The following is a 24,259-nucleotide window of genomic DNA, read 5'->3' on the forward strand; positions in this document are numbered from 1 at the left end:
CCCCGCCACCGAGGAGAACCACGCCATGCAGTCGAAGCGCGACCAGGTGCAGGCCCACCTGTTCGTGATGGGCCGCCTCGCCACCGGCATGCTCCGCGGCGAACCCGACGCCCCCGACGCCCCCACCGGGCGCACCTCCCGCGGCATCGTCACCGGCATCGTCATCGCCGTCCTCGCCTGCCTGATCGCCGCCGTCTACGGCGTCCTCGTCCCCGGTGGCGCCACCGGCTGGAAGAAACCGGGCACCCTCGTCCTGGTCAAGGAGAGCGGCGCCCGCTACCTCTACCTCGACGGCACCCTCCACCCCCTGCTCAACGAGACGACCGCCCGCCTGATCGCCGGCGAGCAGCTCACCGTCGACCAGGTCAGCGTCCGTTCCCTGGCCGGCACCCCCCGCGGCACCCCGCTCGGCATCCTCGGCGCCCCCGACGGCCTGCCCGCACCCGACCGCCTCGCCACCGCCCCCTGGCTCGCCTGCGCCGCCCTGCGCCCCGGCCCCTCCGGCGCCCGCCGGCCCCAACTGGCCGTCGCCATCGACCCCACCACCCGCGGCACCGCCCTCACCGACAACCAGGCCCTCCTGGTCACCGCCCCCGACGGCACCACCCACCTGCTGTGGCACGGCCGCCGCCTGCGCCTGGACACCCACAACGGCGCCCGCCTGGCCCTCGGCCAGAGCACCGCCACCGCCCAGCCCGTCCCCCAGGCCTTCCTCAACGCCCTGCCCGCCGGCCCCGACCTCGCGGCCCCCGACATCGACCAGCGCGGCACCCCCGGCCCCGACCTCGCCACCCGCCCCACCCGCATCGGACAACTCTTCACCGGCCCCGGTGGCGACCCCTACCTGCTCACCTCCGCCGGACTCACCCCGCTCACCAAGATGGCCTTCGAACTGCTGCGCAACGACTCCCGCACCCAGCAGATCGCCTACCAGGGCGCCGCCGTCACCCCCGCCGCCCTGCGCCCCGCCGACCTCGCCTCCCACAGCGCGCCCCCCGCGACGGCCGCCACCCCCACCACCGCCCTGCCCACCACCCCGCCCGAGCTCCTGACCGCCCCCCAGGGCCGCGACGTCTGCGCCGAGCTGCGCCCGGGCGACCCCGCGCCCACCACCGCCGTCACCCTCCTCGACGACACCGCCCTCCAGGGCCCCGCCCCCGCCGCCCAGCCCGGCGTCGAGGCGGCCTGCGCCACCGCCGACACCGTCGCGGTGCGCCCCGGCGGCGGCGCCCTGGTGCGCGCGCTGTCCACCGCCGGCACCGGCACCACCCTCTACCTGGTCACCGACACCGGGGTGAAGTACCCGCTGCCCTCGCCCGAGGTCGCCAAACAGCTCGGCTACGGCGAGGTCGCCCCCCCGGGCCTGCCCGAGGCGCTGCTGACCCTGCTGCCCACCGGCCCCAGCCTCGACCCGGCCGCGCTCACCGGCGCCGCCGCCGCACCGAGCCCGGCCGGCCCCACCTGCCTGCGGTGAACCGCCGCCCCCCGCAGTTCCGTTGAGTCGAGTGAGCCCGGCAGCCGAAGCCGGGCCCGGAGGAAGGAACCCCCGTGGCGGCACTCAACCTGAAGACGGACGACGCGGTCGTCCGGAGCGTCCTGGCGACCCTGGAGGGCCACATCGACACGATGATGCGCGCCGCGACGCAGGTCCAGGACGTCAACGGCGAGATCCAGCAGCACTTCCAGGCCGCGTGCAGCGCCAAGTACCAGGAGAAGATCGCGGACTGGCAGAACCGCTACCAGCAGCTCAAGAACGCGTACCAGTCCTTCCACGGCAGCTTCGCCGCCGGCCACACGCAGGTCAACACCGCCCACGACGAGGCCCTGGCGGCCGGCGGAGGCTGGGGCGGCGCCTCCGACGAAGTCCTGAACGGCCTCAACCCCCGCTGACCCCGGCCCCCTTCAGGCCACCCGACGACCCGACCGAGAGGACCCCCATGGCCAGCATCCTGCTCAACCACGCCAACATCGACGAGGCCGCCGACGCCCTGACCCAGGCCGGCCAGGGCATGCACGCCGCGATGGACGACTGCATGGCCGCCATCAAGGCCGCCGAGGCCCAGCTCAGCGGTGACCTCGCCACCGCCGCCAATGCCTTCTACCAGGCGCTCGCCAACCAGAACAGCGCCATGAACAACGACATCATCCAGGGCGCCGACGTCCTGCGCGTCATGCACGGCCTGCTGCGCGACGCCGACAAGCGTGCCGCGGGGGGCGTCGGCTGATGGCGACGCCGCCGGAGCCCGACTACGGGCACACGCTCAGCGTCCAGAGCGACGACCTCAAGTACTTCGCCGACACTCAGCTCGGCAACTACCTGAAGGTCCTCAAGGACGACCCCGGCTTCAAGACGATGCTGTCCTTCGGCGGTGACGGCGGCGGGGACTTCACCTCCCTGCTGGTGGGCCACGGCTCGGACCAGGTGATGCCCGTCGCAGGCAAGATCAAGACCGACTTCAAGAACCTGGCGACGGGCGTGGCCACTGACCTCAAGACCCTCGGCGTCCAGATGACCGAAGCCCAGCTGAGGATCCGGCTGGCGCTGACGCTCATGGACGCCGCCCACGAGGAGGCCATGACGGCCGCCGAGATGATGGAGGTCCTCACCAAGGTGTCGACCGCCACCGCTCCCAAGGCCGGCGGGCCGAACCCGGGCTGAGCGCCCCGCACACCTACGGAGAGATGGACACCCCATGCCGGATCCGAAGTGGGAGGACGTGCTGGGCTTCTTCGCGTCAGAGGCCCAGCGCTCCGCCAAGATCGTCACCAGGGAGCAGGTCGCCGGCCCCTCGAAGGACAAGCCCTGGCTCAGCCCGATCGACAAGATGGCCTTTGACAACAGCAAGTTCTACAACGGCTCGACGACTCAGGGCGGGGTCTCGGGGATGGGCTCCCCCGACGTCTGGTGGGCGTGGAACTTCACGCACAGCAACATCAACCACCACTTCCGGATCACGCTGAGCGTCAACTACAAGGACTGGGGCAACGACCGGGACAAGCCGCTGTCCCAGTTCATCCACCAGCACGAGGACATCTTCGCCCCGCTGGGCCCCGGTGGCGCCGGCAACGACACGGTCAACCCCGCCAGCCTGCGGTACGCCGCGCAGGGCATCGCGAATGTGCGCACGTGGCTGAGCACCTGGTACCCGCGGGTGCAGGGCTGGGCGGAGAAGATCAACGGGTCGGACAGCGACTGGCAGGGCGACGCGGCCGGTGAGTTCAAGCTCCTGCTCAAGCGGTACGCGCTGGAGATGGAGACCATTCGCCTCCAACTGGACAAGACCCCGTACGAGGCCGACCTCTACGCGGCGGCCGACCAGATCGGGCGCACCATCGGCGGGCTCCGGGACGCCCACTACCAGTGGTACGCCGGCGGGAACGTGTGGCCCTCCCACGCCATCTACCAGGCCCTGTCGCAGGCCCTGACGGGCGTCGTGCCGGAACTCAACCCTGACATGCACTCCATAAAGTCGATCAGCACCCCCCTCGGCGACCCCCGGGAGCAGGGCTTCTACGACCAGCTGGAGATCAGCGCGAAGAACATCTGGCTGGCCAACGTCGAGAGGCAGCTCGACAAGAGGCGCGTCATCCACGTCGTCGACGAACGGCAGGTCATGGAGGCCGATCCGATGCGAGCGCTGGAGACGGCCTACTCCAAGCTGGACGCCAACTTCCCCTTCGCCTACAGCAACGTGCACCTGGACCTGCCCACCGCGGCGCCGCCCGGCCCGGGGACGGGTGACGGCGGCGGTGGAGCGGGCGGAGGTGCGGGCGGAGGTGCGGGCGGAGGCGCGGGCGGCGGTGCCGGTGACGAGTCCGACCTGGGCGGTGGTGCCGGCGGAGGTGGCGGCGGCGACGGCAAGGGCGGCGGCAACAACACCCACCTTCCGCCGCCGCCCCCGGTCATCAGCCCCGGCGGTGGCGGTGGCGGCGGTGGCGCCGGCCTCGGGGGCGACGGTGCCGGCACGCCGATCCTCGACAAGGACCACAAGCCCGTCCTGGGCGCCGACAAGAAGCCGGTGATGCTGCCCCCGGGCGGCTACATCGGCAAGGACGGCCAGGTGTACGACGCCAACGGTCAGAAGGTGACCGGCAAGGACGGCAAGCCCGTCGTCGTCCCCCCGGGTTCGGACGTTCCGCCGGGCACCGGCGGTGGCATCTACGGGCAGAACGCCAAGGTGCCCAAGGGCTCGAAGGTCCGCGACGACGGGACGGTCATCGGGCCCGACGACAAGGAGGTGCTGGACCGCGACGGCAACCCGGTGGTGCTGCCCAAGGGCGGATCCATCGCCGGAGACGGCACGCTGCTCGACTCGACCGGTCGTCCGATCTCCGACATCTCCCAGCGCTATACCGACCGGCAGCACGCCATCGACGCGATGGTCGGCAGCGGCAGCGGCAGTGGCAGCAGCGGGGGTGGGACCGGTGGTGGTGGCATCCGTCCGCCGTCCACCGGGTCCGACTGGAATCTGGACCTCGGCTCCTCCTTCGGCGACTACGGCTCCGGCGGGAGCTCGGCCTCCGCCTCCGGCGGCCTCGGATCCTACGCCGGCCTCTTCGGCGGCGCCGGGGGAACCGGCCTCTCGTCGGGCGGCCTCTCGTCCGGCGGCGGCTCGTTGCCCCGGCTGGTCAGCTCCGGCGGCGGGCTGAGTCCGCAGGCCATCGAGAACAGCGGCGGGCTGGCTCCGGGCGGCAAGACGGCAGCCGTGGCGGCCGCCGAGGCCGCGGCCGCGGAGAAGGCCGCCACACAGAAGGCCGCCGCGATGGCTGCCGAGGAGCAGGCCGCGATGCGCGGCCGGTCGGTGTCCACCAGCGGCGGCGGAATGCCGATGATGCCGCCGATGGGCGGCATGGGCGGTGGTATGGGAGCGGGCCAAGGCGAGAAGGACCGTCAGCGCACCACCTGGCTGGCCGAGGACGAAGAGGTCTGGGGCACCGAGACCGGCGCGGTCGACGGTGTGATCGGCCGCTGAGCGCACGGCGCACCGGCAGGAAGGGGCGGCGTCCCGGGAGGGACACCGCCCCTGGACAAGGAAACGGAGAAGGTATGTCGCACTCGTTCGAGGACCAACTGAACCAGGCCATGGCCTCGTTGGAGGAGCAGAAGGAGAGGCTGGCCGAGTCGACGCGCAAGATGCAGGCGATGACCGCCTCGGCGACCAGCAAGGACCGGATGGTCACCGCGAAGGTCGGCCCCCAGGGCGAGCTGCTCGCGTTGAGCTTCCACACCACCGCCTACCAGTCCATGGCCCCGGCCCAGCTGAGCACTGTGCTGAAGGACGTGCTCAACGAGGCCAAGGCCCGGATGGGCGACCAGATCACCGCCGAGATGCGCAGCTTCGAGGGTGTCGGCGAGACGCTGCGGATGGACTTCACCGGTGAGCGCGGCGACGAGGAGGGCCTGTTCGGGATCGGCGGCGGACTGGACCTGGACGCGCTGCTGGCCCCGCTCACCGCGATGCGCCCCGGCGCCGACCGGACGGTCAAGCCTTCCCGCAACCAGGAGGAGTTCAATGGCTAAGACGCTGCGCAAGGAGGAGGGCCTCAAAGCGGCGTTCGCCAACTTCGACGTCGTGGCGGCACTGGTCGAGAAGATCAACACGGAGATGGAGGACATCAACCAGAAGAACGTCAAGGCCGGCGGCGGCGACGAGATCGGCAAGCAGTACCACGAGAAGATCGACAAGCCCACGGCCGACCTGTACAGCCTGACGTCGCAGATCCGCAACAAGCTGAAGGCGATGTCCGCGCACGGCCAGGGCACCGCCGACCTCTTCGACGCCACCGACGAACACGGCGCCGGCATGGTGTGAACGGCCTTCGTTAGGGCCTGAGTCAATCCGCCCGCCCCGCACCCTCGTACCGCCAGTCCCGCCCCCGGAGGCCCTGCGCCATGTCCCACTCGTCCATCCACGTCTCCCCGGGTGTGGCGAAGTTCTTCCACATCATCACCGGCATGCCCTGGCCGGAGAGCGACGAGGGGCTGCTGCGGGACGTCCGGGACGACTACCTCGCGCTGGCCCAGGACCTGCCGAAGCTGAGCGAGTACATCCTCGCGGCGGTCCAGACCTGCAACACGAGGATCGAGGGCGAGGCCGCCGAGGCCTTCAAGAAGGAGTGGGGACGGTTCACCAGCTCGGACCCGGCCGCCGACCCCCTGCGCAACGCCGCCGGTCTCTGCACCCAGCTGGCCGAACTGGCCGGCAAGGTCGCCAACACCGTCGAGTACACCAAGTGGATGGCGATCGGCCAGCTCGTCCAGCTGATCATCGAGATCGCCTTCGCCATCGCCTGGTCCATCTTCACCGGCGGTGCCTCCCTCGTGGCGCTGGAGTGGAAGAAGATCCTGACGAGGCAGTTCCTGATCCAGCTGCTGAAGAAGCTCGCGCAGCTGATCGCCCTGCACGCCTTCGGCGGCATCGTCGGCGGCCTGATCCTGGACTCGATCATCCAGGGCATCCAGTTCAAGCGCGGTGACCGGCACGAGTGGGACACGGAGCTCACCAAGCAGGCGGCGATCTTCGGCGCTCTCAGCGGTGCGATCGGCGGGCCGCTGAACCTGCTGGGCCTGGGCCTGGGCAAGCTGCTCGGCCCCCGCCTGGCCAAGCTGTTCGTGCAGAGCGCCCTCAACGACGTGATCAAGGGGCTGGCCGGGGGTGCCCTCAAGGGGGCGGGCAAGGAACTCGGCGAGGGAGCGGCGGCCGGTGCCCTCAAGGGGATCGGCAAGGGACTCGGTGAGGGCGCGGCGGCCGGAGCTCTCAAGGGGGTCGGCAAGGAGCTCGGTGAGGGCGCGGCGGCCGGTGCCCTCAAGGGCGCGGGCAAGGAGGCCGGTCAGGGCCTGGGCCACCTGCTCGGGAACGAGGCGGCCGAGCGGTTCGCCAGGGGCATCAGCACGCTGCTGAAGGAGAACGCCCAGTACCTGTCCAAGGGCTTCAAGGCCGGGCGCAAGGTGGGCGCCGCGACCGGCGAGAAGTTCGTGCGCCAGCTCGGGGAGCTCTTCGAGAAGGAACTCAAGCAGGAACTGGGCAGCAAGCTCGCCCGGGAGATGGGCGAGCAGGTCGGGAAGCAGTTCGTCCAGCACTCGCTCAAGACGGTGGCGAAGGAGAGCAGTCAGGAAGCGCTGAAGGAGGCCCTGGAGAACCTCGCCAAGGACGCCGGCAAGGTCGCGCTCACGCCCGAACTCAAGCTGCTGGTCGAGAAGATTCCCGAACTCGCGGGCGGCGTCAACAAGATGAACAAGATGTTCTACCTCGGGCATGTGCTGGGCAGCCAGATCGAGTCGGGCATCAACCAGTACCTCACCGAGGGCATCTACAACACGATCTACAACGGCGAGTGGCAAGCCAGCGGGATGAGCTTCGTCGGCGGCTTCATGATGGGCGGCATGCGGCACATGATCATGGGCCTGGCCTCGCCGCTGACCCTGCGGTACGCGGACTTCGTCCGCGGCCTGGAGAGCTCGCGCGTCACCCCGGAGAGCGGTAACAACTACGGATACCTCCACCCGCTGACCTTTCTCTCGGTGATCAGCAACATGGGCGGGTACTCGGCGCCGCTCCCGGTGCCCCGGCCCGGGCACATCGACCAGATCGCCGGGACGCGGCTGTCGGGCGGCGACGGTGCCTCGCTCAAGTCGGGCGCCGGCTCGCTGCCGTCCGTCCTCGGGTCCGGGAGCCACCACCCCGCGGAGAACGGCGAGGGCGTCCTCGCCGACCCCAGGGGCAAGACCAGCCACACCTCCTCGGTCGACGGCGGGTGGGACCCGAAGGCCCCCGCGCGACCGGTCGAGACGCAGTCCCGGGGCGACGGCCGGACGGGCGTGCCCGGTTCGTCCTCCGCGTCCCCGGCAGCCCCCGGCCACCGGGACGGCGCCGCTCCCTCACCCGCGCCCAGGACCCGAACGGGTGGCGGGCCCGAGAGCCCCGAGACCCCGAGGTCCGAGAACCCCAGGCCCGAGAACGCCGGCGCCGGGGAGCGCGGCAGGACCGCGACGGCGTCCGCGGACGCCAGCAACCAGGGCAGCACGAAGCCCCAGCCGCAGGCGCCCGCGCCCGACCCGGCGCGCCGCACCACGGTCGTCGACGAGCACGCCGAACCGCCCCTGAGCGAGCCCAGGAACGCGACGGGCGGGCCCGGGGGAGCGGGCGGACGAGCGGGGACGGACAACGGCCCGCAGCCGCAACCGCAGTCGCCCGCGAACGGTGACCGGAGCACGGCCCCGGTGCCGCCGCCCCTGCGCACCAGCACCGACGGCCCCGGCGACGCCACCGCGCCGACCCCGCCCGGCCGCCTCGACCCGAACCGCCCGGACGTACCGGCCGAGGGCTCGAAGACCCCGGACTCCAAGGGCCCGGAGCCCAGGACCCCGGACGTGCCGGTCGCGGACCCGAACCGCCCCGCCCCGAACGGGCCGGTTCCGCCCGCCGCCCCGCCCCGCGGTCCCAGGCCCGACGGTCCCACCGACCCGCACGACCCCGACGGCCCGCCCGTCCCCCTCACCACCCACACGCCCTCCGGTCACGCCTACCACCGGGTCGACGCACCCGAGCACGCCAAGGTGCCCGCCGGCGACGAGCGGCGCACGGCCTGGCAGGACAAGCAGCAGGAGCTCGCCGAGCGGCACGACACCGTGCTCGCCGAGGCCGAGGCGAAGGAAGCCCTGCACAGCGAGGTCGAGGAACACCTCATCGAGGGCCACGCCGAGCTGCCCCGGGAACTGCGCGCCCTGACCGGCCCGGGCACCGACGCGTGGCGACGCACCGCCGCCGACGTGCAGAGCGACATCGAGGCCCGCCCGCACGAGCGGGAGGAGATCCTCGCCGGCGCCGCCGACCGCCTGGAGCTGGCCGGCGCCCGCGAACTCGCCCTGCGGATCGCCGTCACCCGCTTCGACCACCTGCTGACCGAGCGCGGCCTCGACCCGGCGGCCACCGGTGGCGACCACCCGGGTGCGGAGATCCGCCGGGAGGTCTCCGAGCGCTTCCGCTCCGACGCCGAACGCGACATCTCCCAGCTGTACGCCACCCGCGCCGATCTCACCCCCGAACGCAACGCCCTGGCCACCCGGGCGCTGGAACACCGGCTGCGCCGGGCCGCCGGGGACCTGGACGTCCGGCAGGCCCGCGCCACGCAGACCGCGCGGATCGAGCGGGCGGTGGAGGACGCCCACGCCGACTGGAAGCGGGAGAACCTCTCCGAGTCGGACCGCGCGCTGCTGGACGCGGTCGGCGTGCCGAAGGACGCCCGGGTGTCGGAGGAGGCCCGCGACCAGGTCGCCGAGGCCATGCGCGAGCGGCTCGCCGAGGTCCACGGCCGCCACCAGGAGCGGACGGCCCTGGACGCCGACGAGAACGAGCCGGGCACCGGCCGCCGGGACGAGGACACGTTCCTGACGATCGAGGACGAGAACGGCGACGGCCTCGCCCCCTCCGACCCCACCCGCAGGGGAAGGGACCGGCTCGAAGCCGACTTCCGGGACGTCTTCGAGAGCCACCGCGGCGGCCTGTCCCACGACTTCACCGTCCAGGCGGTCCGCGAGACCGTGTTGAACCGCTCCATCGACGCGGTGAAGGACGCGGTCGGGGCGTGGAAGACCAGTGCCCCCGAGCAGTTCGGCGCCGAGGCGCTGAGCGCACTGGGCCTGGCCGCCGGCCCGTCCGAAGGCGCGGTTGCCGCCGCCCGCGCCCAGCTCGCCCGCCTCACCGACCGCGCGGTCACCGAGCACACCGCCGCCGACCGCGATCCGGCCCGGCTCAAGGAGGAACTCGACCGGCTGACCGACCCGGCCGAGATCAACCGCCTGCTGGCCCTGCACGGCGCTCGTGAGGAGGCGCTGCGCGTCGCCGAGGACACCGCCCGCACCAAGGTCCCGCACGACCTGGGCGGCCCCGACACCGCCGACGGCAGCGGCCGCGGGACGGCGACGGCCGCCTCCGTCGAGACGGCCCTGGGACGGCCGGCGCGCGGCAGCCGCACCGACCGCTCCGAACCGCCGGCCTCCGCCGCGGCCCGGCGCGTGCGCGAGGGCTACACCGAGCGGATCCGCGCGGCGTTCGAGGAGAACTTCCGCTCGCTGCTGCGCGACGCGGACGCCGACCACAAGGCCGGCCTGCCCGAGCGGCTGGAGCAGTGGCGCCTCGAACGGGAGCTGCTGACGGAGGGCCTGGACCGGCACGTCGCCTTCGAACGCGCCGTACTCCCCGCCCGCGAGCACGCCGCCGCCGGCTACGACCGCCTCGCCGAGAGCCGCAAGGTGTCGGACGAGACCGTCCAGGAGCTGAAGACCCGTTACGGCGGCGAGTTCTTCGACGCCTACAAGGACCACTGGGGTCCGGAGGACCTGAACGGCGAGCACTGGCGCGGCCACGAAGCGGCCAACGAGAACGTCTTCGGCCGCCGCCCGTCCGAGGAACGGCCCGAGCCCAGGCCCGAGGCCGAGACGAAGCCCGAGGTCAAGCCCGAGGCCGAGACGAAGCCCGAGGTCAAGCCCGAAGCCGAGACCAGGCCCGAAGCGGAGACGAAGCCCGAAGCGGAGACGAAGCCCGAGACCAAGCCCGAGCCGACCCCCGTACCCGGGCCGCTCACCCCGTCCGGCCCCCTCGTCCGTCCCCGGGACAGCGTCCGGGAGCCGTCCTCGGGCACGAAGCGGGACGGGGTCCGGCCCGAGGGTCACGAGCTCGCCGAGCAGGGCGACCGCCGCCCTCACACCCCCGCACCCGAGGACGGGGGGCCCGCGACCGCCGGGCCGTCGCAGGAGCGGGCACGCCCGACGCTCCTGACGACCGGGCAGGACCACGAGGGCACCGGGTCCCGCCGTGAGGTGCAGGAGCCGGTACACCAGGTGCCGGCCGGGAAGGAGCGTCAGGCCACCGAGGACGCCGTCTACCCGGTGGCGCAGCGCACGCCCGCGCAGGCCCCGCCGCCTCCGCCGCCCCCGCCGCCGGGCGGTCCGTTGGCACCCCCGCCGCCGGGCGGTCCGCCGCCCCCGCCGCCGCCGGGTGGCCCGTTGGCGCCGCCCGTACCGGGTGGTGGTGCGGGACAGCCCGTCGCCGCGCCGTTCGTGCCGGTGCCCTCGCACGGGCCGGTCCAGGAGATCCGGGAGCAGCACCGCGCCGAGGACGAACAGCACCTCGCCGCACTGCCGCCGCACACCGGTGGGACGCCGACCGTGTCCTCGGCCGACGCCGCACTCGGGCACCAGCTGAGCGAGCGCTACCCGCGGATCAGCCTGGTCGACCCGGGCTCGCCCGGCAGCGGCCACCAGGTCGCCTTCCTGCGAGTGCTGGAAGGCCTGGCCAGGATGGGCTATTCCGGCGAGGTCCATCTGACCTTCGCGCGCGGCAAGGCGCCGTTCTACGCCGAACGGCTCGGCCGTTCGGCCGACGTGGCGCACCCGCGGCGCTCCTACGAGCTGTTCCACAGTCCGTGGACGGGCATCCACCAGGGGATGCGGGTGACCGCACACCCGGCGGGAGCGCCGCTGGACGTCGCGTACAACCCGGTCGCGCGGCGGATCGCCGCCGACGTGGAGACGTACTGGAAGTACTTCGCCTGGAGCGGGGCGAGGCCCGAGGGGGCCTGGCTGGACTCCAGCAGGCCGAGCGCACCCGTGCGCAGCCGGTACCTGGGCGACAATCCGCAGATCCAGCAGGACTTCCGGGACTCCGTCATGAGGGAGGACAACCGCGACCGGCCGATCAGTCCCGACCAGCACCTGACCTCAGACGTCCTGACGGCCGGCGCCCAGTCCTCCGGGCAGGGCCGGACGCTGACCGTCTTCGCCGCCCTGGACGCTCCGCACGGCGGGGACACGGCCGGCTACTTCGAGCAGAACCTGACCTCGTCCCTGCGGGAGATGACCGGGGAGCAGGATCCGGACGTCCTGGTCCTGCAGCCCTTCCTGTGGGACAGCCACCCCCGGCAGATCCGCCGCGGGGACGACGTCCTGGCGGAGCTCTGGCACGACCAGGGCGCCACCGTCACCTACCCCTTCCGCCCGCAGCCCGTCCCGGAGGACCTCCCGGGCCACGTCCGCGACCACTGGCCGACGGCCACCGGCGCCGACGACCCGGTTCCGGACCTGGTCGCCGACCTCCTGCGGCGCGCCCAGAACAGCGAGATCCGGCTGGCCACCGCCTACTACGGAGATTCCATCGACGGCACGGTCCGCCACCGGGACATGGCCACCCGGATGGAAGCCGCGCTGCGGGAGGTCCCGGGCCCGCCCCGTCCGTCGGTCGTGGTCCTGCTGGGAGCCGGGCCGAACGAGCGACAGAACCCCGCGGAGCTGCTGGCCGGCCTCCGGGGCCTCTCCGACGCGCCGTCCGACGACCGCGGCGCCCACCAGCTGCGGCTGGGACGCGTGGAACCGGCGGTGATGGAACTGTTCGAGCGGTACTCGACCCTGGTCGTCACCGAGGGCGCCAACACGTGGCAGGAGATCCTCACCCTCGCCACCCCCGGCATCTCGGCCCGCCCGGGCGGCGAGACCCGCCCCTGGACGCTGGCACCGAACGGCACCCCGTCACAGGGCGGCCACCGGATCGGTGAGGCCTCCGCGGCGCTCGCCACCGGGAACACCGCGGAGCTGGCCACGTTCCTGCACGACCTGGACAACCCGACCGGCGAGGTGCGCGAGTACCTGGACGCGTGGCGCGACTCCCTGAGCGCCGACGCCAACGACCAGTTCCGCAGCGCGGTCGAACAGCTCCTCGGCCAGCCGGAACCCCCGGCCGGCGGGAACACCGCGGCGGCGACGGCGGTGCACCAGCCCGCCCAGGCGCCGGCCGGGCCCGCCGCCGTACCCCCGCCGGTGCGGGAGCCGGGCCCGGTCGCGCCGCCGGAGGGCGCGGGCACGGTGCTGCCCGCCTCGTCCTGGGCCGACATCCGCACGTCGGCGCCGCCCGCGCGGATGGAGACGGTGCGTTTCGACCCCCTGGTGCGCGGTCAGGGGGGGCCGGGCGCCATCGCCGGGCCCGGGGTGCGCGAGCAGTACGAGGCCCGGCAGTTGAGCCTGGGCGGGCTGCACGGCGCCGACACCACGATCAGCTACGACGCGCGGCGCTTCGAGGTCCGTCCCGGGCACTGGGTCACCGAGTTCACGCTGAACCTGCACCTGCAGGGGCCGGACGGCCGCCCGCTGCCCGCGCACGAGGCCACCCGGATGCTCGACCGGGTCCGGTCGGTGGTCGACGAACGCTTCAACGAGCGATTCCGCCTGCCCGGCGGGGACCAGGTGCACCTGCGGGTGGACGGCACGCCGGACGCGGCCGGCGCGCACCAGACGGTCACCGTGGTTCCCGGTCGCGAACGCAGCGACCAGTTCACCTGGTCCGACGAGAGCCCGCCCGGCGTGCTGCTGCACGAGGCGCTGCACTACCTCGGCCTGCCGGACGAGTACGTCGAACCGGCGGCGAAGCCGGGCGACGCGTTCGCGCTGCGCCGCCGCGACCGATGGGCCGGCGAGAACGGTGTGATGGGCACCTCGGCCCACCGGGACGACTTCACGGTGCTGCCCCGGCACCTGGAGCGGATCGAGGACGTCCTGCGCTCGGGCCCGGTCCTGCGTGACCTGCCACTCGGGCAGGAGCGCCCCCGCCCGGAGACGGTGGACGCGCCACCGACACAGCGGCACCCGGAGACGGTCGAAGCGCCGCTGACGCAGCGGCACCCGGAGACCGAGGGCTCCGGCGCGCTGACCCCGACCGGCAGCGCCACCCGCGCCGGCGACGTCGCCACCAGCAGGGCGCCGAACGCTCCGGCCCCGGTGCACGAATCACGCGTGAACGTGCTGGACGGGGGCCGGCTGTACCACGTCGTCGATGTGCCGGGCGACGGCGACTGCCTGCTCCACGCCGTCCTCGCCGGCGCCCGTGAGCTGGCCGGCTGGCAACACGGCGACCTCACCGTCAACGGGCTGCGCGAGCTGGCGTCGCAGTGGTTCCGCAGTGACGCCGGCGCCGTGCTGCGCCACAACGCCGACAACACCGGCCAGCGGCCCCAGGACCGTCTGGAACCCGACGAGCGGACCCGGACCTGGCAGGTGTACCGCAGCCCCGGGGACGAGCAGCCGTCGACGCTCTCCGCCGACCAGCTCGGGAACCTGCGCATGAGCGACCTGTACGACATGGGGCTGCGCAACCGGTCCCTGTGGAACACCTCCTTCTACGACCAGGCGCCGGTCATCATCGCCCACGCCCTCGGCATCCACCTCGTGGTCCACCAGGGGAACACCCGCGCCGCGTACAACTCCGACGTGCAGGGCCGCGAGGTGCACGTCTACCGCGATCCCGGCGAGGGCCTCGCCGCGCACTACTCGGCGCTGCGGCCCGACACCCGGGCGCCGGTGGCGGTGGAGACCACCCGCCCGGTCGACCCGCAGGTGGCGAACGAGCTGGCCGGCCGCGTCAAGCCGGACATGGTCGTCGTCACCATGGAGCCCGGGCAGCCGGTCTTCCGGGTGACCGATGCCGTGACGCTGCGGGGGTACCTCATCCAGGGCAAGATCGGCGCGGTCAAGAACAAGGAGGGGTGGTCCCAGCTGGGGCCCGGGCTCTACACCGGCCACGACTTCGGTCACGCCGCCGCCTACAGCGACACCCTCTCCAACCTGCCGGTGGTCATGGAGTTCGCCCTCTCCCGCGGGGCCACGGGCCTGAAGGTGGAGAACATCACCCAGAACTGGACGGACAAGGAAGTCCCGCAGACGCTCGCGAAGTACGACTTCCTCACCGACGGGACGCAGTTCAAGTTCCACCCCCGCTTCTACGACGGCCTCCTCCGGGAAGGGACGCAGCCCGCGGACAAGCAGAGCGGCCTGCGGATCGCCGGTCTGAAGGTGAAGGAGGGCGAAGCGCTCTGGAACCACTACCGGACCGAGGACTTCGTCCCGGAGTTCGACGGCTACCTGATCAAGGCGCACCAGGACAAGGCGGCCCAGCACCCGCGGAGCCAGGACGCGCCCGGCCCCCTCCGCGGGCCGGATCCGGTCCCGATGAACGCCGTCCTGGACGCCGCCCCGCCCGCCTCGCCCGGGGACCTCAGGCGGATCGCCTACCGCGAGCACGCCGAGGCCTTCGAGCGGCGGCTCGCCACTCACCTGCTCCAGCGCGAGGACGTCCAGCGCGAGGTCAAGAAGGTCGTGGACCTGGCCTGGGCCATGACCACCGGCGACAAGGACAAGGTCAAGTTCGGCTCCAGGAGCACGGGCACGACCGGCATGGTCGGTACCGACCGGCACCTGCTGCAGGAGGTCGTCGACCGCGGCAACCTCCGGGAGCGCATGGCCCTGCTCTACAACGGCTACACCTCCAACCACTTCGCCAAGCTCGTCCGACAGCGTCAGCTGCCGCGACCGGAGCAGCTGACGCGGGAACGGGCGGACCGCCACGACATCGGTGCCGAGGTCGTCAACCCGTTGACCGCGGAGATCAAGAAGGTCTACGGGGAACTGCTGAAGGGGCCCGTCGGCGAGTCCCAGCAGGAGGCGCCATTCGGATCGTTCCGCACCGACGAGCCGTACGGGCCCGTCATCGACCGCATCCGGGACGACTACACCCAGCGCCGGAGCGAGCAGATCGGGGACTGGAACCGCAAGCAGATCGTCGAGGGCGCGCAGAAGGCGGCGGAGCGCCGGGCCAGGAGCATTCTCGAAACCGACCGCAACCCGCTCGACGTCAACCCGCCGCTGGGCCGGGGCGAGTGGTACAGCGCCGTGGACAAGGACGGCCGGCTCGGTTGGCAACCGGGTGCCAAGAGCTTCCACTACAAGCTCGGTTCCAAGTTCCAGCAGGACGCCCACGAGAGCGGGGGACTGGTCGTCAGCGGCACCTCCGGCACGGCCTTCGGGATGCTCCAGGCCGTCAAGGAGCTCGCCAGGACGAAGGAGGGCAGAGCGGCCCTCGCCGACATGAAGGCCGAGCCCGTCGACTTCGAGCTGTTGAGGCTGGGGCTGCTCGGCTGGATGGTGGAGTCGGACGACCACACCTTCCACGAGATCATGACCGGTTCCCGGTTGTTCTCGGAGAGCCTCACCCCGGAGGAGCGCGCGGACCCGAACCTCGCCAGGACGGACCTCGCCTACAACGACACCTACCACCGCTACCGGTTCCTCGCGCCGCTGACCGAGCACGAGCTGCGGACGGACGTGGCGCCGGAAGGGCGCTTCCCGGACGAGCACCTGGTTGGGGACTGGTCACTCGACGACCTGGCCGACCCCCATCCCGACCCGGACCCCGACCCGGACCGCGTCCCCGACCCGGGCGGCGACCTCCACCGGCCGGCCGGCGCGCCGCCGGTCCCTGTCGATCCGGTCGCGGTGGACCTGGCCCGGCGTCACCTCACCGCCGCGGCCGAGAACCCGGCACTCCGCGAGTTCATGGGGCGGATCAGGAACGGCGCGTTCACGAGCAAGCGCGACGACGAGGGCATGCTCAGGGTCCGTGAAGGAGAGCGGTACGAGTCCCTGCTCGGAGACGTGCAGGCGTTCCTCGACCACGCGCAGGCGATCCAACCGGCCGGGGCGCAGGCGACGGAGGGATCGCTGAACCTGTACCGGGCGGTACGGATGGACCCCCAGGGCCGCGAACGGGACGTCTTCACCGAACTGCTGCCGTCGTCCACCTCCTTCGACCGGCAGTTCGTCCAGGACTGGATGGCGAACGGGGGCGGAGCCGACAACTACGCGCTGTTCGAGATCCATGTGCCGCTGTCCCATCCCATGCTGGCGCTGTCGTTCCCGCCGGGCCACGCCAGGGCGGAGAACGACCCGGCGCCGGTGAACGAGAACCAGTCCGAGGTGACGCTCGGCCCCAGCCACCTGAGAGTGATCGCGCGGGAGGAGGACGGCCGCTTCCACGTCATCCGGGTGGACACCGACCCCATGTCGGTCGACGACATCCGGGCCGAGGTCGCGAACTCGTCCAGCAGCATGTCGATGCCGGACGCTTTTCAGGCCTTCAGCCGGTTCTTCAGCGAGGGCTCGCTGCGGACCGCCTACCCCCACGACCTCAAGCCCCACCACCGCGTCACGGAGTCGTGGTCGGCGGACGGCCTCCAGAAGACCGTCAGGATCGAGCACCCGCACGAGCAGTTGAGCGGACAGTTCCTGGAGGTGACGATCAGCCACCAGGGCGAATCCGTCTCGGTCCTCTGGCGTTCCAGCGAAGACACCCCGCCCGATGGAGGCGAACCCTACAGGCGGGACCCGCTGGTCTACCGCGCCGCGACCATCGGCGAGGTGAGCGGGAGCCTTCGCGGGCAGAATCTGGCCACGAACCCCAGCTTCGAGTCGCTCGACCTCCCCTACGACTGGTTCGATTTCGACGGGGAGTTCGAGACGCAGGACGTGCCGAGCGTCCTCGACCACGGCTCCGACCGGCTTGAGCCCTTCACCGAGGGCGAGCTGGTGACCCACGCGATCGTCGGCGAGGACGGCGTCACCGTGGGGCGTTCCTTCCACACCGGGGAGGACTTCGGCCTGCGCCGGGAGACGCACCTGAACTTCCCCTCGGAGCGGACGGCCGCCGAGAACCAGGTCGCCAACCCGGACTTCGCACCGCAGCGGGCCGTCCGCCCCGACGGCGGCTTCGACTGGGCGGCCGTCCATCGGGGCGAGAACAAGCCCGGCGAGCGCGACGGCGACGACGCGGACGTCCAGGTGCCGTGGGATCCGAAGAGCAAGCCGTACTTCGCCAACCTGCACGGCGCCGGGAACTGGTTGAAGGTCGCCGTGCGCACGCCGGCCGGCACGGAGGGCTACAAGTCCGTCTCGTACAGGGACTTCGGCGGCATGCTGAACCGCCGGGCGAGCCTGTCCGCGCGGGCGGAGGAGTCGCCGGTCGTGCTGCTGGCGTGCAAGGCGGGCCTGTCCAGCGTGAACCTGGGGCTGATCGCCGACGCCACCGGACGTACCGTGCACGCGACGACCGGCAAGACCTACGTCGCCAAGGAGGCCGACGGCAGCACCAGGCTGGTCCAGCTGCGCCGGCCCGGCCAGGACCGCCCCGAGTTCGTCACCGTCCACCCCACCGGCAAGGACACCGGCGGCGACCCGGGCACGGCCGCTCACCGCACCGTCACCGAGACCACCGCCGCGCACGGGACCGACGAGAACACCCCCACCGTCCCCACCGTCATCGACGCCCACGACGAGATCACCGTCCTGGCGGAACACGGCGAGAGCACCGCGTCGCCCGCCCAGGACGGGAACGCCCGGCCGCCGCTCGACGGCGGGCCGATGCGCCTGACGGACCACCCGTCCGACGTCCCGATGCGCATGCCCGGCCCGGACGCCCTCGACCCGTTCCGGGCCGAGCGCGCGGGGGACCAGCTCGGCGACCTGCGCCGGCGGCTCGCCGACCTGCCCGAGGGCAGCCCCGAACGCCGGCAGCTGCAACGAGAGATCGACCGGACGCAGGAGAGGCTCCGGTCCGCCTTCACGACCTTCCTCGACCACGACGGGAGCGACCTCGCCGCCGCCGCGCGGGTACGTGAGCAGGAGATCGAACAGCTGCGGACGCAGACGCCGACCCCGGGGACCTGGCAGGAGGACCACCGGCGCCGGCAGCTGGACACGCTGGAGCTGGAGGTCCGCGCGCTCCAGGCCGAACTCGACCGCCACGCCCTGGACACCGAGTCCAAGCAGCGGATGGTCCCCAGCGCGCGGGACCTGGCACTGGTGGCGCACCTGCGGGAGCCGCAGAAGCACCCACTGGAGGATGGGGCACACGAGTCGGCGCTCCTGGACCGCCTCACCGGCGCCCGAGTCGACTGGACCGCCCTGCACCCGGTCCAGGCGGCCGCCCTGGTCATGGTCGAACGCAAGGCGATGGCCTTCGAGCAGCGCGACCGCGCCCTGCTCACCGAGCGGCTGACCGCGCCCACCGGCGAGTGGCGGTGGGCGGCGAAGTACCCCCGGGACACACCCGAGGCGGTCGACCGGCTGATCACCGACGTCGAGAACCACATGCGCGACACCATGTACATCGCCACCAACTTCCACTTCGACCAACCGCTCAACGCCAACCGCCAGACCACCTTCGGCACGTCCGGCCGCGGCTTGGGCGGGTGGGGATCGAAGTCGAAGACCCTGCTGGACAAGCTGATGGCCGACAAGCAGGGGCTGTTCCGCAACGCCTGGGAGACCGGCGCCTCGCAGGCCGCGGTCGTCCCCTCGCGCCGCGGCGGCGTCGAGGAGCACTTCGGCTACGCGCCCGCTCTGCGCCGCAGCCACGACACCCGCCACCTCTACCAGGACACCGGCAGCGACGACAGCCGGTTCAAGCCCGCGAAGGACGACCGCGGCCTGCTGCCCAAGTACGGGGCGCTGGTCTCCGACCTGCAGCCGTTCGGCGTGGCACGCCGCTACGGTGCGTTCGCGCTGCACTGGTCCGACGACATCCGGGGCCGCGTCACCCACACCCCCAACGACTCCTGGACGGCGCGCGAGAAGGGCGCCCTGTCGGTGACCTCCGACTCCCACCTGCTGCCGCTGCTGCTGTGGGGCGAACCGGCGATGGTCGAACGGGTATTCGGCGAGGCGACCGGTTTCCGGCACGACCCGGACTTCGGCGCGCGGATGCTCACCGAAGGCATGGACACCAACAGCTACTTCGAGACGCAGATCCACGGCCCGCTGTCCTGGCGCGACCTGCGCCACGTCGTCATCAGCCACCAGCGGCCGAGCGACACCCCCGTCCCCCGGCGCGACCAGCAACTGCCCACCCGGGAGCGGGCCGAGGAGATCGCCGACAAGCTCCGCGCGTTCGCGGCCAAGAAGGGCCACACCTTCACGGTGGAACTGCGCCCGGCCGGCACCATGCCGGAGCGCAACCGCCCGCAGGACGTCCTGGTCCCCACCGCCGCGCCCGCCCCGGCCCCGCAGCCGCACCCGGGTGCCGGCGCCGGCCTGACCACCAGCGGCAACGACCAGGTCCACAGCACGGCCGAGCAGCTCGTCGGCCAGCCCGAACCCCCGGCCGGTGGGAACACCGGCGCGACGACGGCGGTGCGCCGGCCCGCCCAGGCTCCGCCGGTTCCCGCCCAGGCTCCGCCGGTTCCCGCCCAGGCTCCGCCGCAGAGCGCCCCGCTGCCCCCCGCCGTCCAGCCCCCCGCCGTCCAGCCCCCTGCCGTCCTGCCGCCCGCCGTCCTGCCCCCCGCCGCGAACCGGGACGTCCCCGCCACCCGGACGGGCCTGCGGATGGCCTCCGGCGCGTTCGTCGGGGACGAAGGACGGAACAACAACCGCCCGGCCGACGTCCTGGCACTGAACCGCCGACTGGAGGACCTCGGCGCCGTGGCACCGGACCGGGCCGAACAGGTCCGGCAGGACACGGAGCCGTTGCAGCGCCGTATCGAGGCCCGGGCCAGGAACCGCAACGCCCCACCGCTCAGGCTGCCGGTGCCCCCGGCGACCGTCGAGCCGCTCGTCCGGGCCACGGCCGAACACCTCGCCTCGCCGCTGGTACCCGAGCACGCCGGCGCGCTCGGCCTGACGCTCTCCGCCAGTGTCGGCCCCGGTGGTGCCAACCACCGCGCGGACGTGACCGCGGTGGGCCGCAGGCTGCACGACCTGGACCTGCTCGCCGACAGCGACCGCGGCGCCCTCGACCACCCGGCCGACGGCGGCGCACTGCCACCGCCCGTCCTGGACGCCCTCCTGACGCTGCGCGCCGACCACCTGGCCGGCTGCTTCGACCTGCCCGCCGCGGAGGGCGGCCGGCAGCTGGCGCAGGCCATGCACGGCCTGTCCGAGCGCGGGGTCGTCCTGGACTGGCGTGCCTCGGGCGCCCTGGACCTGGAGCGCACCGCCTTCGCGGACTGGGCGCTGGAAGGCCCGGCGGACCAGCCGCCGCCGTTCGCGCAGGACACCACGCTCAACTGCTGGGAGTCCGTCCTGCTCACCGCCCACACGGCCGGGCTGATCAACTGGGACCGGATCCACGACCTCTACGCGGCCGACCTGACGGGCCCCCAGTGGACGGCCAACCTGATCGCCGGCCTGCTGCCGCACACCAGGACCACCTACGACGCGAACGATCCGCACACGCCGCTCCCGCGTGCGGGCGACATCGTCGTCTTCGGTCGGGGCGACCACGTCGCCGTCGCCACCGGCCGCACGGACGAGCACGGCGCGCCGCGCCTGCTGAGCTTCGGCGTCAGCCCCAAGGACGACCCGGCCGAGGTCAACCGGGTGATCGAGCTCAGCGCGCCGGACCTCTACGTGGGCCCCGCCGAGTTCGGACCCGGCCCCTGGAGCGAGCACCCGGCACCCGACCAGGTGGCGTCGCAGGAGTCCGCGGAGTCCGCGCACCCGGAGGCCGCGCTGACGACGGTGCCCGACGCCGGGCACTTCGGTCCGGGCCCCGAGCACACGCCGGCCGCGGACCCGCCGGTCACCGGCCGCCGCGGCGAGCTGCGCGAGGCGCTGGTCCACCACGAGGCCTCGGGCGCCTACCGGCTGGACGACCCGGCGGTCGGCGAGCAGGCCCGCCGACGGATGGCCGGGACGCTGGACCGCTTCCCCGCCGACGATCGCTTCCTCACCGTGGCGATGCACACCGGCCCCGACGGCGTGCCGCGCTGGCAGAACACCCGGGTCACCGAGGGCGAAGTCGCCGACCTGCTCGCCTCGTTGTACGAACAGCGGGCCTGGGACGGGAACAAGCCGGTGCAGCTGGTGGCCTGCTCGTCGGCCCGTGAGGGCGAGACGTCGTTCGCCGCCGGCGTGCTGCGGGAGCTGCGCCTGCGCCTGCCCGGCCTGGACCTGGAGGTCTACGCCCCCAGCGGCCTGGCCTGGTTCGCGCCCCCGGTCTCGGGGCCGTTCCGCAGCGACCCGCACGGTCCCGGGGCGCTGGTGGTCGCCCGGCAGGTCGCCTTCGACAGTGCCGGCCGTCCCGTCCTGGTGGAGGGCGGCGGCTGGGTGAGCCTGACGAGCCCGCGGGACGCGTCCCCCGACGCCCCGCCCGTGGTGCGCACCGTCGGCGCCCACCTGCCGGTGAACGGAACCCTCCCGCCGCGTTCGGAGCCGGCGCCCGAGGGCTACACCGTGATTCCGGACCGGTCCGCGCCGAACGGAAGCCAGTTGGCGTCGCACAGCGACGCGGTGGCGTTCTCCGGACGCCGGCGCAAGGGCGGGATCGCGGACTCGGACTCGAGTTCGGACTCGGGCTCGGACCCGGGCGAGGGCCCGAGCTCGGGCAAGCGCGTCCGGCCGAACGATCCCTCCGATTCGGACGAGGAGATGGTGTCGGACGACGACACCGGCAGTGAGCTCGCCGATTCGGCGGAGGACTATCGCGACCTCCTGCGGGTGGTAGGCAGGCGTTCCGACCAGCTCGCGGCCTTGTGGGGGAGGGCCGAGGTCGGCAACGCCCCCGATGCGGTCTTCACCCGGATCAGGGCCGAACGCGATGTGCTGACGGCCGTCCAGAACGTCGGCCTGGTGCACTCGGTGCGGGCGGCCGACGCGCTGCTGGGGCTGCTGAACCACGAAACGGAGAACCGGCGCCAAGACCTGACCGACCGCCGCGACGCCCTGGCCGAGCACGCCGTCCCACTGCCCTCCGCCGACCGGTTCCAGGCGCTCCACACCGAGGTGATGGGCCGCTACAACCCCGAGGGCGGCAACCTCGCCCAGAACTGCGAGTTCCGGGCCCACGCCCTGTCCGAGCTCATCGCCGCCGCAGACCCGGGGATCGGCCGCCAACACCTCGCCAAGGTCTGGGCCTATCCCGCTACTGAGCACGGGCGGCTCCACCCGGACCACGAGTGGAACCACCACGTCGCGGTGCTGGTCGAGACAGCGGGAGAGAGCCGGGTGATCGATCCGCTGCTCTTCCCCGACCGTGCGGTCCGGTTGGCGGACTGGCAGGCGGTGCTCGCCATGCCCGGGCAGGGCGCACCGCTGACGCACCGGGCGCCGTGGGAGTTCTTCGGCGCCCCGGACCGCGAAGGCCGGCTGGACACCGAGTCCGCTGCCCTGATCGACGGGGCGACCAGGCAGCAGATCGACGGCTGGAAGCGCCAGGGCCCGACCTCGGTGGACGGCGCGCACGTCTTCGGGGACGCCGACGCCAAGAGCACCGACGCCAAGAGCACCGAGTCCAAGAGCACCGAATCCAGGAGCACCGACGCCCTCACGTCCGACCTGGTCGAAATGGCGCTGTCGGGCAAGCGGACGGCGGCCGACGCGGACGGGGAGGGGAAGCCGGAGGAGGCGACGGAGGGCAAGGGCAAGGACAGGGCCGAGGACACCGCCGAGGACACCGTCGTGAAGCCGGACCCCGACACCGTGGAGGTGGCGAGGGCGGTACTGGACGACTCCCTCCTCGCTCCGCTCTTCGCCGGCACCGACGTGACCAAGACCTACGCCGTCATCGGCCTGGAGTTGAAGGGCGACAAGAGCTGGCAGACCACGGAGGCCGTCACCAACGGCAGGGACGAGTCCATCAACGGCAGCCGGTCGCTCCAGGCCGCCGACCGCTGGGCGCAGGAGAACGGCCTGAGGACGCAGCGCTACGACGCCGAGGTGAAGGGGCTGGCGAAGGCCTACCAGCAGATGAAGGACTGGGGCTTCGCGCCGGTGCCGTCTTCCGGCAAGCCGCCGGAGAAGGCCGCCCTGCGGCCCGGTGCCCAACTGCCGCCCCAGCCCGAGGGTGTGCTCACCGTGCTCTCCTCCCGAGGCACGTGCGCGAGCTGCAAGGAGGTCGTCAAGGACTTCCGGGAGGCGTTCCCGAAGGTCAGCACCTACGTGGGGTACACGATCGCCGCCAAGCAGAAGTCGACGTCCTCGGACCAGGAGCGCATGTACACGAGGGATGGTAAGGAGGTACCGGGCACCATCGAGTACGGCTGGAAGCAGACGTCCAGGCTCAACTCCACCAGCGCGTACCTGCCCAAGGGGAAGGACATCGCCTTCAAGTACTTCCCCGCGAAGGACGGCGAGGCCGCCTGGAACGAGAGGCTCGCGGACAGGGCGGCCGAGGAGGCGGCCGCGGCACGGCGGGCGGCGGAGGCCGAGGCCCTGAACGTGATCGACGGAGCGGTCAGGCCGAAATCGGCGGAGAGGGTGATGAAGTTCGTCGAGGACTACACCGGTACGGAGGACGACTTCGTCACGCAACTCGACAAGCACATGAAGAGCGGCTTTCTGGCGTGGAAGCTCACTCCCGAACTGCGAGCCGCCCTCCCGCTCTGGTTCAAGCGCAACCCGCGGCCGGCCATCAAGGGCAGCAGCTGACCGGCTCCGCGCCCCACCCGG

8 protein-coding genes are annotated in these 24,259 nt (G+C 72.7%); all 8 read left to right on the forward strand.

What is annotated here, in order from left to right; translation table 11 throughout:
- Positions 1-25 precede the first annotated feature (25 nt).
- Entirely contained in the window at positions 26-1,474 is a 1,449-nt protein-coding gene (gene eccB, locus OG618_RS22705) for a type VII secretion protein EccB (RefSeq protein ID WP_329489371.1), read from the forward strand.
- 74 nt (positions 1,475-1,548) lie between these two features.
- Positions 1,549-1,890: a hypothetical protein gene (locus OG618_RS22710; RefSeq protein ID WP_329489372.1), complete on the forward strand. Its 342-nt coding sequence runs from the start codon at positions 1,549-1,551 to the stop codon at positions 1,888-1,890.
- 47 nt (positions 1,891-1,937) lie between these two features.
- The gene (locus tag OG618_RS22715) at positions 1,938-2,225 is read left to right on the forward strand and encodes a hypothetical protein (protein WP_329489373.1); all 288 of its coding nucleotides are present in this window, start codon (positions 1,938-1,940) and stop codon (positions 2,223-2,225) included.
- Positions 2,225-2,659: a hypothetical protein gene (locus OG618_RS22720; RefSeq protein ID WP_329489374.1), complete on the forward strand. Its 435-nt coding sequence runs from the start codon at positions 2,225-2,227 to the stop codon at positions 2,657-2,659. The genes OG618_RS22715 and OG618_RS22720 overlap by 1 nt, the downstream gene beginning before the upstream one ends.
- Before the next feature lie 34 nt (positions 2,660-2,693).
- Positions 2,694-4,973, forward strand: coding sequence for a hypothetical protein (locus OG618_RS22725; protein ID WP_329489375.1), 2,280 nt, complete (start codon positions 2,694-2,696; stop codon positions 4,971-4,973).
- 74 nt (positions 4,974-5,047) lie between these two features.
- On the forward strand, positions 5,048-5,521 hold the full coding sequence (locus OG618_RS22730; RefSeq protein ID WP_329489376.1) for a YbaB/EbfC family nucleoid-associated protein: 474 nt from the start codon (positions 5,048-5,050) through the stop codon (positions 5,519-5,521).
- Positions 5,514-5,813 carry a hypothetical protein gene (locus OG618_RS22735; protein WP_329489377.1) on the forward strand — a complete coding sequence of 100 codons (300 nt, stop codon included), beginning with the start codon at positions 5,514-5,516 and terminating at the stop codon, positions 5,811-5,813. Before OG618_RS22730 ends, OG618_RS22735 begins: the two co-directional genes overlap by 8 nt.
- An 80-nt stretch (positions 5,814-5,893) precedes the next feature.
- Positions 5,894-24,238, forward strand: a complete 18,345-nt coding sequence (locus tag OG618_RS22740; protein ID WP_329489378.1) for a WXG100-like domain-containing protein — start codon at positions 5,894-5,896, stop codon at positions 24,236-24,238.
- The last annotated feature ends 21 nt before the right edge of the window (positions 24,239-24,259 follow it).

Source organism: Kitasatospora sp. NBC_01246 (assembly GCF_036226505.1).
GTDB lineage: Bacteria > Actinomycetota > Actinomycetes > Streptomycetales > Streptomycetaceae > Kitasatospora.